Raw genomic sequence first — 10,439 nt, 5'->3', positions numbered from 1 at the left:
CCCGCACCACAAGAGTTTCATGATTCAACTTTGTACTTCATCAGATCGGAAACCGCTGTATTTTACATAAAGGGAACGGTAGATCCCTAATTTAAAAGTTCTATCAGTTCATCTTTAGTTAAATCTGCATCTCGAATTATTTTTAATAATAAACCTTTTCCGATAGTTTTACCACTATGAGAAGGAATGGAAACAACTCGATTATCTTCATGTTTCATTCTAACATGACTACCCTTTTGTCTGACTATATAAAAACCTGCTTTTTCTAATGCAGCAATCAGTTCTTCTCCTGTAATTGTTGGTAATTTAGTCATGATAATACGACCTTTTGCACACCAATAAATTCAGTTATTGATTCCTCTTCTAGTTCTTCTAAACACATTTCAATAACTTCTTTAATATTTTTCATGAGTTCATCAATAGTTTCTCCTTGACTGTAACAAGCTTTTAGTTGAGGAACTTCACCAATATACATACCATCTTCATCTCTTTCAATTACTACATAAAATTCTTTGTTTTTCATGGTTTTATTTGTCAGTGCGATAGTTTACTAATAATGTTAGCAATATTCGATTTTTATTATAACACAAAAGAAAGTTCTATAGATCCTTCCATGCTTCGTCTTCCTCTGGATCAAGCCAAATTTTATTTAATGATGATTCACTGATTTCTAAAAATTCTTTAACCAATATTTTATCATCATCTGTATCAACAGCTTGTACCTCATAACATCGGGAAGTGCTGTATATTTTCGGAACTTGATTATATTGTATCATAAAATGATTGATCAAAGGAAGTTGATAACAAAAGGTTGTAGATTTTTAAGTTTGACTTATGAACATTCAGCTAAAAGTTTACCAAAAGCGATCGCGGAAGTTTTAATACAGTTACTAGGTGGGGAAATTTGGTTTAATCGCAAGTAGTTTTAAGATTCCCGAATTTTTAGTTTGTACAGCCATGATATCTACACAATGGATATAAATTCAAGGTTGTTTAGTTTCTTATATAAATCATCATAATTTAGGTAATAGTTCAGTTTGATCAACATTAAATTTTTCAGATAAACTTAGAATGTCGTAATTTGTTATAGATTTTATAAGATTGATTTCTCTCTCCTTTAAGTAATGATAACATTGTGGCGGTCGAAAATCAGACCATTCTTCTCTTAAACGTTCAAGCTTAATGGGTGAATCAAAACTGAATGGTTTTTTAAAAAAAATGGCAAAAGCAGTATGTGAATTTTTGTAGTAATTATTAAAAATTTCATAGCTAATACCTGCTTTATCTTTGACTTTTTTCCAAAGCTGATGGGGCGGCATTTCAACAACTTTGTCTACTTCAAGCACTCCAACTAATGCTTGCTCAGGAGATGTTGCATAAACAAGAATTAGATCACCTTCATTAAGCTGACGTGGCTTAACGCGGCGAAACTCTACTTGTTTTTCACCTTCAAATATCATGCTTGCATATTTATGGTGAATAGATATTAGAAGTACAGTTGGATACATTAGATTAATTGTTATATTCAAGTTGAAGTTCCTATATTATATAACATTGTAAATTCTTCTGGTGAAATTTTACTAGATGATTGTAGCTGAATTGGACGATTAATTATTGTTTTAATATCTGCAAATCTTATTGGGTTTGTAAATAACTCTGTATCACTAAACTTAACAGCTTTTATATCTTTGGATAAATCTTCCTGAGCAGTTTTTAAAACATCTTGAAAACTGTATATTCCTAATCTTCTATAAGTTTTATATAAATCTTTTGGCTTACCAATTGTGACTTCATCAAGCCGAGAACAAGCTCTAATAGCTCCCAGAATAGCAGAACTATTTTTATCATCAGGAGATGCAGTTACATACCATAAAATTCGTCCCGGATATTTCATTTTTCTTTTAGATGAGTAGTAAACAACTTCACGTTTTAGAGCAAGTTCTTCTTTAGCTCTCCATATACCTTCTTCTGCTAGTTCTTTGTCAAATAATTCCTTCGCCCAACGTGATTTAATGGGAATAATATAAGTAGCTATTTCAGCATCAGTAATTTTGAGAGGATATAGTCTTCTCTCAATATCTGCCATAATTTCTGAATTTTTAACTAATTCGTCATTTAATAAAATATCTGAGAATGGAATATATTGTTCATAGCCTTGACCAGATTCTTGACAAATATTAAGAATATGAGATGAAATATCTACTGCCTTTTGTGCAATAGCTAAGTTCGCTCTTAACCATCCAGTTTCAGTATGAAAAAAACTATCTTCAAGTAATGCTGAAATAGTTTTATCATCTAAGTATTTTTCAGTAATTCTGGTGAATTTTCGTTTTTCACTAGCAGAACTTGAAAAACACTGAAAAATACAGCGACGTAATATGGTAGGAGTAATCTTGCTATCTCTAAAACGGAAAACAGGAACTTTCAACTCTCTATTTTCTGTTCTCTCGTAAATTATAAATGCTATTGGTTCTTCCCCACTGCGGCCAACTGTGAAACACTTAAAATCTTCTGTATTTGATAAAAAATTACGAATATTTTTCCTAAAATCCACTTTTCTTTCGCCTTGAGAATAGGCTAAAAATAATTCAATTATTAAGTCTATATCTCCACTTTGGAGACGCTTATTTTCTATATCAGTACCACCTAAACTTTCAGGTTGATATTCCGTTTCTCTGCGTAATTCATCTAACTTAACAATAAAATCAACAGGATGGATTATGTTCAGCTTAAATTCTTGATAAATTTCTTCTTCTATACTTAACAATCGTTTATCTCGTGTTAAGAAATAAGGAGTATTTATCTGAGAACTAATAACTCTAGCAATTTGGCGCAAGTCTGAAGCATCACTAGCTGTCATGTTTTCAGGGAAGTATTTACGTATAGTATTACAAGTTTTTTCAAATTCCTCCTGAATATAAGGAAGTAATGTAAAATTGTTTATTGCCGCACGTAATTTTTCCCTTTTCCTGGCATCTGAGTTTCTATTTATTTCATTTTTAATTTCATCTGTTACACATAATTCTACTTCTATTTCTAGCCAATCAGCAATTAAAACCTTTGATTCTTTGCCTTCATTATCAAACTTTTCATCATCCACTAAATCAAAAAAAATATTGGCATCTATAGCAACACATAGCCTTGATTCTGTTTGCTTATAAGCGAGATTAGTTAGTAAATTATGGTGTCCGTAATCTAACCACCATTCAGTTAAAATACTACCATCTTTACTTTTTCCTGGTCTTTCATGATTGGCAACAAAACCAAGAGAACCCCACATATCATCTATGTTATAGTCTCTACGGCAGGATGCAAGAATACCGTACAATTGTTGAGTTTTTTCTTTTAATTTTTGAATCAATAATTTTGCAATTCCTCTATCTCTCCAGGTTTTATCTACACAAAGATGTGTAAGTTTTACTCTAGAATATCTACGGTTAATACCATATAGAAGATATCCAACACAAGTTCCAGTTGAAGATATACAACCAAGTATGCGACCTTTACCTGCAAGTTCATAAAAAGCCCCATAGGGTAAAAAACCTAGAGTTTCTGAATTTGCATCTCCTAAGCTAATTATAATTTTTAAATGCTCAGAATCTGAGCTAATTTCTTGAATGTTAAAGTTTAGATGTTCTTCCTTTATCATAAAATGAGCCTTAAATGTATCTCCCAGCCTGTAATTTATAGCTCTTTTGCTAAACCATAGGTTACAAATGTCCAAAAACAGTTATATACATTTTGGCACAGTCGGGTATGATTTGGGTAGTGTGGTGATGTTTTTTTTAAAAGCATTAAAAGAAATATTTAAAGAGGGAATTATCACAGAAGAAGAATATCAAAGTAAACGTCAATCTCTAGTTGATAAACTTTAGATAAATTGTATTAATGATTTTTCGGTGAAATATCCATAAAATCCAAAAATTCACACTTTATCTGCGTGTATCCGCGTACCTTTCGGGAAGGAAGCTACATCCGCGTTCAATTACTTCCACCCAACCACCTAACTTTTTTGTACTAAATAACCACAACGATGTTCACCATGAATCAACCAATGAGTCCGTTCCACAGTACAATCTGGGAGAATAGCCGCAAACATTTCCAATTCATGACCACAAACGCTAGGAAAAGATTCCGCAACATCAGAAATAGCACAGGTATGTTCCACAAAAATGAATCTTTCCCCACCACTAGCATCTGATTCTACAGGGTGAAATTCCGCCATAAAACCTTCCTGCTTTCGCAATTCTATCAAACTTGCGACCCGTTCCCGCAAAGAACCATTACCCACCCGTTCCCGGTATTCTTGGGCTTTGCGTTCCCACTGTTTCCGTAAAATAGACTTTACTTGGTCACGTCCCACAGTTTCAGCTAAGGTGTCCAGAAGAGAAATTGCAAACTCGCCATAACCATCATTTAAGCGGTTAGAGTTTTTTTGCAAGCGGGATCTTCCCTGCTGACTCAGTTGATAAAGGTGCTGCGGTCTGCCCATACTCGGCTGTGCTGATACCGAATACAAAACTAGTTTCTCCGTCTCTAAATCCTTTAAATGACGGCGAATAGCTTGGGGACTGACATCTAAACAGTCAGCCAATTCAACAGCCGTTGCTTGTGAGTGTTTCAATAGATACTCTAGGATATCTTGCTTAGTTGAGGTCTGCTGGGTAGTCGCCATGTTCTCTACTAGACGCTTCGCAAACGTCCCAAAATAAAATTTTTAGAAAATTTGACTAAAACAACATTCTTGTTGTTAATCTATCGTACAATAAAATGTAGATTAAACAACCGCCGAATTGTTTTAGTCGTTAAGCCTATTCTAGCAGTCTTGTTAGCAATCGGTAAGAAAAAACGGGAATTAGCATCATGCAACCCGTCGCCCATCCTTTAAAGAGAACACAAGAGAACCGATGAGCGCATCTGTCACCACCTTAGTCAACCAACCTTACAAGTACGGCTTTGTTACCGATATTGAAGCTGATACTATCCCCCGTGGGTTAAGCGAAGATGTTGTCCGCCTAATTTCCGCTAAAAAGAACGAACCGGAATTTATGCTGGAATATCGCCTCCGCGCCTATCACCAATGGCTGAAAATGACAGAACCAACTTGGCCTCATGTCAAATATCCGCCTATTAATTATCAAGATATTATTTACTATTCCGCACCGAAACAAAAGAAAGCAAAACTCAATAGTTTGGATGAAGTTGACCCCACATTATTGGAAACTTTTGAAAAATTGGGTATTTCTCTTTCCGAACAAAAACGATTAGCTAATGTTGCTGTTGATGCAATTTTTGATAGTGTTTCGGTGGCGACTACATTTAAAGAAAAACTCGCGGAAGATGGTGTCATATTTTGCTCTATTTCCGAAGCTTTACAAGAACACCCAGAACTAATTAAAAAATATTTGGGTAGCGTTGTTCCCATTGCTGATAATTACTTTGCTGCTTTAAATGCAGCGGTATTTAGTGATGGTTCTTTCGTTTATATCCCCAAGGGCGTAAAATGTCCTATGGAATTGTCAACCTATTTCCGCATTAACTCCGGTGATACAGGACAATTTGAACGAACATTAATTGTCGCGGAAGCAGATAGTTATGTTTCCTATTTAGAAGGTTGTACAGCACCCATGTACGACAGCAATCAATTACACGCTGCGGTTGTAGAATTGGTGGCTTTAGATAATGCGGAAATTAAATATTCTACTGTGCAAAACTGGTACGCAGGTGATGCAAATGGTAAAGGCGGAATTTACAATTTCGTAACTAAACGTGGTTTGTGTCAAGGTGTTAATTCTAAGATATCTTGGACTCAAGTAGAAACAGGTTCAGCTATTACTTGGAAGTACCCTAGTTGCGTCTTAGTTGGTGATAATTCCGTCGGTGAATTTTACTCCGTTGCATTAACAAATAATATGCAGCAAGCTGATACTGGAACTAAGATGATTCACGTGGGAAAAAATACCCGCAGTACAATTATTTCTAAAGGTATTTCTGCTGGTAAATCTAGTAATAGTTACCGAGGTTTGGTGAAGATTAATCCTACTGCTAAAGGTGCGAGAAATTATTCCCAATGTGATTCGATGTTAATTGGTGATAATGCTCAAGCTAATACTTTTCCTTATATTCAAGTTCAGAATAATACGGGTAAAGTTGAGCATGAAGCTTCTACTTCTAAAATCGGTGAAGATCAATTATTCTTTTTCGCTCAACGGGGTATTTCATCAGAAGATGCTATCTCAATGATGATTAGCGGTTTCTGTAAGGATGTTTTTAATCAGCTTCCTATGGAGTTCGCTGTTGAGGCTGATAAGTTGTTGAGTTTGAAACTAGAAGGTAGTGTAGGTTGATCTATTTTCGTTGAGGTTCTTTTTTTAATGAACCACGAAGACACGAAGGAAGCGAAAAAGCAGTAGTAAGAAGAGAGGGAGAGAAGATGATTGTTGAGAATAGTGATTTGATTTTGTCGGTTCAGAATTTGACCGCTGATGTTGATGGAACTCCGATTTTAAAGGGGTTGAATTTGCAAGTTCGCGCTGGAGAAGTTCACGCGATTATGGGTCCAAATGGTTCGGGAAAAAGCACTTTTTCTAAGGTTTTGGCGGGACATCCAGCTTATACTGTTACTGGTGGTGAGGTGGTTTTTCAAAACCAAAATCTTTTGGAAATGTCACCGGAGGAACGAGCTAGGGGTGGTGTGTTTTTAGCTTTTCAATATCCTCTGGAAATTCCCGGTGTCAGTAATTTAGATTTTTTACGAGTTGCTTATAATTCTCGTCAGAAATCTAGAGGTTTGGAGGAGGTTGACGCTTTCGATTTTGATGATTTAGTTCAGGAAAAATTGGATATTGTCAAAATGAATTCCTCTTTCCTTAGTCGCAGTGTCAATGAGGGTTTTTCCGGTGGGGAAAAGAAGCGCAATGAAATCCTACAAATGGCTATTTTAGAACCTAAATTAGCCATTTTAGATGAGACTGATTCTGGTTTGGATATTGACGCTCTCAAAATTGTCGCTAATGGGGTTAATCGCTTAACAAGTCCCGAAAATGCCACAATTATGATTACTCACTATCAGCGTCTTCTTGATTATATTGTCCCTGATTTTGTTCATGTGATGGCACAAGGACGAATTATTAAAAGTGGTGGTAAGGAGTTAGCCTTAGAGTTAGAATCTCGCGGTTATGATTGGGTGCTGGAGGAAGTTTTGGGAGTGGGTGTATAATGAATATGTCAATTAATTTAGAGCGGTTTCATGAAACGTCTCTACCAAAAAATTTATTAGATAGAGACGCTTTTTTAAGTGGTTTATTAAGTCGGGTAACTACTACAAAAACAGATGGTTGGTTACAATATTTACGCGAAGAGGCTGCTAATTGGGTACGTCATTCTGTTGTTCCCAATACCCGCGAGGAAGAATGGCGGTTTACTGATTTGTCACCTCTCAAACAGGTAGATTTTCAGTTGGGAATGTTTCATGTTCACAATCATGTAGAGACCTTCGATGGAACATCTCTACAATCCATGATTTTACCTGAAGTTTCTGGGCGGTTAGTGTTTGTTAATGGTGTTTATTCACCTGATTTATCTAATACTGAAAATTTACCTGCTGGCTTAATTGTTGGTAATTTGGATGTTTTACCTGGTGAAGTTGTTCAGGAATATTTAGCGCAAGCTGAAGGTGCTAAAGGGGTTTTTACAGCTTTGAATACTGCGGCTTTAAATGATGTCGCGGTGGTATGGGTTGCGAAAAATGTGGTGGTGGAAACACCAATTCATCTATTATTTATTTCTGTGTCGGGTGAGTCTGCAACTATTTCCCAACCTCGGGTTTTAGTAGTAGCTGAAAGTAATTCTCAGGTGGTTTTGATTGAGGAATATACGAACCACAGAGGCACAGAGGACACGGAGGAGGAGGTTTATTTTACTAATGGTGTGACGGAAATCTGGGTACAGGAAAATGCTCAGGTTACTCACAATAGGGTCGTGCGGGAAGGTGCTGCGGCTTTTCACATTGGTAAAACTGCTGTTACTCAAGCCAGATATAGTCGTTATAATTGTAATGCAGTGACGGTTGGTGGTAAAATCTCTCGTCATAATTTGGAGATATTACAAACTGGTGAACAAACAGAAACGACCTTGAATGGTTTAACTGTTATTGCTGATAATCAGTTGGCTGATACTCACAGTGTTTTATCTTTAAATCATCCCCATGGTGTTAGTAAACAATTACATAAGTGCATTATAAGCGATCGCGCTCACGGTGTATTTAATGGTAAAATATTTGTTCCTAAACTGGCTCAATTAACGGACGCATCGCAATTAAATCGCAATTTGCTGTTATCATCTAAGTCGAGAATTGACACCAAACCTCAGTTAGAAATCACCGCTGATAATGTTAAATGCGCTCACGGTGCTACTGTCAGTCAATTGGAAGATGATCAAATATTCTACCTGCAAAGTCGTGGTATTGATGAAAATGATGCCCGCAAATTATTAGTTAATGCTTTCGCAACGGAAATTATTAACTTTATCCCTGTTCCTTCTTTGTGTGAGAGTTTGTTAAAAACAGTCACAAGTCTCACAAATAAATAAATGCCTTGCACCAAAGTACAAGTATAATAGCTAAAGTCGGTTAAACCCGACTTTCACTATTAGCCAGGAAATTTATTTCTTGGTGGACTTATGAAAAATCTCTCTGTAACTCTCTTACCTTCGCTTTCTTCGTTCCTTCGTGGTTCATTATTCTTAAATTCAAATTCTGCATAGTTTGTAAATTCTAGTTATTATTCTGAAACTTCTGAATTTCTAAAATATGACCTTGATTTCTACCAAAACTCTAGCTGATAAAGTTCGTTCTGACTTCCCAATTTTACATCAGGAAGTTCATGGTAAACCCCTGGTTTATCTCGATAATGCGGCTACTTCTCAAAAACCTGTATCAGTCTTAAATGCTTGGCGTGATTATTACGAACAATATAACTCAAACGTTCATCGTGGCGCACATTTTTTAAGTGCAAAAGCTACTGATGCTTATGAAGAGTCCCGTGATAAAATTGCTAAATTCATTAATACTAAATCACGCCAAGAAATTGTTTACACCCGCAACGCAACTGAGGCTATTAACTTAGTCGCTTACAGTTGGGGAATGCACAATTTACAGCCAGGGGATGAAATTATTCTCTCGGTCATGGAACACCATAGTAATATTGTTCCTTGGCAATTTGTCGCTGAAAAAACTGGTGCAGTTTTAAAATTTGTGGAATTAACTCCAGCAGAAACTTTTGATTTAGAACAGTTTAAAAACCTGATTTCTCAAAAAACAAAACTGGTATCTATCGTCCATATTTCTAATACATTGGGTTGTATAAATCCAGTTAAAGAAATTGCTGAAATTGCTCACAAATTCGGTGCAAAGTTCTTACTTGATGCTTGTCAAAGTGTTCCCCATACTCCTATTAATGTCCAAGAACTTGATTGTGATTGGTTAGTAGCTTCTGGACATAAAATGTGCGCTCCCACTGGCATCGGCTTTTTATATGGTAAGCTGGAATTACTAGAAGTAATGCCGCCATTTTTCGGTGGTGGTGAGATGATTTCCGAGGTGTATTTAGACCATTCTACCTACGCAGAATTACCCCATAAATTTGAAGCCGGTACTCCTGCAATTGGAGAAGCGATCGCATTAGGTGCGGCCATAGATTATCTTACTAATATCGGTATGGATAAAATCCATGCTTATGAAGCGGAATTAACCGCCTATTTATTCGCCCAATTAGCACAAATACCCCAAATTAGAATCTACGGACCAAAACCCAATGCTCAAGGCGAAGGTAGAGCCGCTCTAGCAGCTTTTACGGTAGAGGGTGTCCACGCTAATGATCTATCTACATTATTAGATCAGGAAGGTGTGGCCATACGTTCTGGCCACCATTGTACACAACCATTACACCGTTATTTAGGTGTAGCGGGAACTGCACGGGCTAGTTTATCTTTTTACAATACTCGTGAAGAAATTGATATTTTCATCAAAGCATTAAAGGAGACTTTGGACTTTTTTGCTGGTGTGTTTGCTGAGTAAATTTTGGGTGGGTATTTCCCACCTTTTTAATAAAAGAGTTTTTCACGCAGAGGCGCAGAGGCGCAAAGAGAATATTATAGAGATAGGTAAGATTTTAGTTATTTTATCTAATATCGTGATGGAATGTATTGTATATGCTTCTGGAGTCAATTATTGCTGAACAAAGAACGGTTTTATATAACCTTAGCTGGGATACCTTTGAAGCCTTAATGTTTGTATCAAAGTTATGTACAGATAAATGGACGGGAAATAGAAATGAAGAAAACTGCATTGAAAATCCAAATTGGCAACAAATTAAAACAGCTATTTGTGAGTTAGATGGTAATACTAAAACTTTAGTTAGTTTAGAAGTTGATGATGAAAG

11 protein-coding genes and 1 pseudogene are annotated in these 10,439 nt (G+C 36.1%); 6 read left to right on the top strand and 6 right to left on the bottom strand.

The features are described 5' to 3' along the window. Nucleotides 1-86: 86 nt before the first annotated feature. The 5 genes from ACIR131C_RS0103775 to ACIR131C_RS0103750 form a co-directional block, all read right to left on the bottom strand. Nucleotides 87-314 carry a type II toxin-antitoxin system HicA family toxin gene (locus tag ACIR131C_RS0103775; protein ID WP_028082500.1) on the bottom strand — a complete coding sequence of 76 codons (228 nt, stop codon included), beginning with the start codon at nt 312-314 and terminating at the stop codon, nt 87-89. Then, nucleotides 311-523: a type II toxin-antitoxin system HicB family antitoxin gene (locus ACIR131C_RS0103770; RefSeq protein ID WP_028082499.1), complete on the bottom strand. Its 213-nt coding sequence runs from the start codon at nt 521-523 to the stop codon at nt 311-313. Before ACIR131C_RS0103770 ends, ACIR131C_RS0103775 begins: the two co-directional genes overlap by 4 nt. 76 nt (nt 524-599) lie before the next feature. Next, the gene (locus tag ACIR131C_RS25360) at nt 600-776 is read right to left on the bottom strand and encodes a hypothetical protein (protein ID WP_155963005.1); all 177 of its coding nucleotides are present in this window, start codon (nt 774-776) and stop codon (nt 600-602) included. A gap of 237 nt (nt 777-1,013) precedes the next feature. After that, on the bottom strand, nt 1,014-1,508 hold the full coding sequence (locus ACIR131C_RS0103755) for an ASCH domain-containing protein (RefSeq protein ID WP_028082498.1): 495 nt from the start codon (nt 1,506-1,508) through the stop codon (nt 1,014-1,016). Nucleotides 1,509-1,525: 17 nt separating this feature from the next. Next, nucleotides 1,526-3,649, bottom strand: a complete 2,124-nt coding sequence (locus tag ACIR131C_RS0103750) for a GNAT family N-acetyltransferase (RefSeq protein ID WP_028082497.1) — start codon at nt 3,647-3,649, stop codon at nt 1,526-1,528. A 67-nt stretch (nt 3,650-3,716) separates the two neighbouring features. Here ACIR131C_RS0103750 and ACIR131C_RS25350 point away from each other — a divergent pair, with 67 nt between their 5' ends. Further along, on the top strand, nt 3,717-3,875 hold the full coding sequence (locus ACIR131C_RS25350) for an SHOCT domain-containing protein (RefSeq protein ID WP_155962999.1): 159 nt from the start codon (nt 3,717-3,719) through the stop codon (nt 3,873-3,875). 128 nt (nt 3,876-4,003) lie between these two features. Here the strand turns inward: ACIR131C_RS25350 and sufR are convergent, their stop codons facing one another. Next, the gene (sufR, locus tag ACIR131C_RS0103740; RefSeq protein WP_028089117.1) at nt 4,004-4,675 is read right to left on the bottom strand and encodes an iron-sulfur cluster biosynthesis transcriptional regulator SufR; all 672 of its coding nucleotides are present in this window, start codon (nt 4,673-4,675) and stop codon (nt 4,004-4,006) included. Nucleotides 4,676-4,907: 232 nt separating this feature from the next. Here sufR and sufB point away from each other — a divergent pair, with 232 nt between their 5' ends. From sufB to ACIR131C_RS26550, 5 genes and pseudogenes are all read left to right on the top strand, one after another. After that, nucleotides 4,908-6,347, top strand: a complete 1,440-nt coding sequence (gene sufB, locus ACIR131C_RS0103735) for a Fe-S cluster assembly protein SufB (RefSeq protein ID WP_028089116.1) — start codon at nt 4,908-4,910, stop codon at nt 6,345-6,347. Nucleotides 6,348-6,433: 86 nt separating this feature from the next. Beyond that, nucleotides 6,434-7,219: a Fe-S cluster assembly ATPase SufC gene (gene sufC / locus ACIR131C_RS0103730; protein ID WP_028082494.1), complete on the top strand. Its 786-nt coding sequence runs from the start codon at nt 6,434-6,436 to the stop codon at nt 7,217-7,219. Then, nucleotides 7,219-8,589 carry a Fe-S cluster assembly protein SufD gene (gene sufD, locus ACIR131C_RS0103725; protein WP_028089115.1) on the top strand — a complete coding sequence of 457 codons (1,371 nt, stop codon included), beginning with the start codon at nt 7,219-7,221 and terminating at the stop codon, nt 8,587-8,589. The genes sufC and sufD overlap by 1 nt, the downstream gene beginning before the upstream one ends. Nucleotides 8,590-8,809: 220 nt before the next feature. After that, nucleotides 8,810-10,075 carry a cysteine desulfurase gene (locus tag ACIR131C_RS0103720; protein ID WP_028089114.1) on the top strand — a complete coding sequence of 422 codons (1,266 nt, stop codon included), beginning with the start codon at nt 8,810-8,812 and terminating at the stop codon, nt 10,073-10,075. A gap of 134 nt (nt 10,076-10,209) precedes the next feature. Beyond that, nucleotides 10,210-10,439 (top strand): annotated as a pseudogene (locus ACIR131C_RS26550) (hypothetical protein); the annotation flags it as partial.

The organism is Dolichospermum circinale AWQC131C, from assembly GCF_000426905.1.
Classification (GTDB): domain Bacteria; phylum Cyanobacteriota; class Cyanobacteriia; order Cyanobacteriales; family Nostocaceae; genus Dolichospermum; species Dolichospermum circinale.
Note: the sequence above shows the minus strand (reverse complement) of the source record. Positions and strands in the feature narration are given on the sequence as shown.

Coding starts and splice junctions, on each gene's coding strand:
- ACIR131C_RS0103775 (WP_028082500.1), bottom strand. CDS start 314: ATGACTAAATTACCAACAATTACAGGAGAAGAACTGATTGCTGCATTA.
- ACIR131C_RS0103770 (WP_028082499.1), bottom strand. CDS start 523: ATGAAAAACAAAGAATTTTATGTAGTAATTGAAAGAGATGAAGATGGT.
- ACIR131C_RS25360 (WP_155963005.1), bottom strand. CDS start 776: ATGATACAATATAATCAAGTTCCGAAAATATACAGCACTTCCCGATGT.
- ACIR131C_RS0103755 (WP_028082498.1), bottom strand. CDS start 1,508: ATGTATCCAACTGTACTTCTAATATCTATTCACCATAAATATGCAAGC.
- ACIR131C_RS0103750 (WP_028082497.1), bottom strand. CDS start 3,649: ATGATAAAGGAAGAACATCTAAACTTTAACATTCAAGAAATTAGCTCA.
- ACIR131C_RS25350 (WP_155962999.1), top strand. CDS start 3,717: ATGTCCAAAAACAGTTATATACATTTTGGCACAGTCGGGTATGATTTG.
- sufR (WP_028089117.1), bottom strand. CDS start 4,675: ATGGCGACTACCCAGCAGACCTCAACTAAGCAAGATATCCTAGAGTAT.
- sufB (WP_028089116.1), top strand. CDS start 4,908: ATGAGCGCATCTGTCACCACCTTAGTCAACCAACCTTACAAGTACGGC.
- sufC (WP_028082494.1), top strand. CDS start 6,434: ATGATTGTTGAGAATAGTGATTTGATTTTGTCGGTTCAGAATTTGACC.
- sufD (WP_028089115.1), top strand. CDS start 7,219: ATGAATATGTCAATTAATTTAGAGCGGTTTCATGAAACGTCTCTACCA.
- ACIR131C_RS0103720 (WP_028089114.1), top strand. CDS start 8,810: ATGACCTTGATTTCTACCAAAACTCTAGCTGATAAAGTTCGTTCTGAC.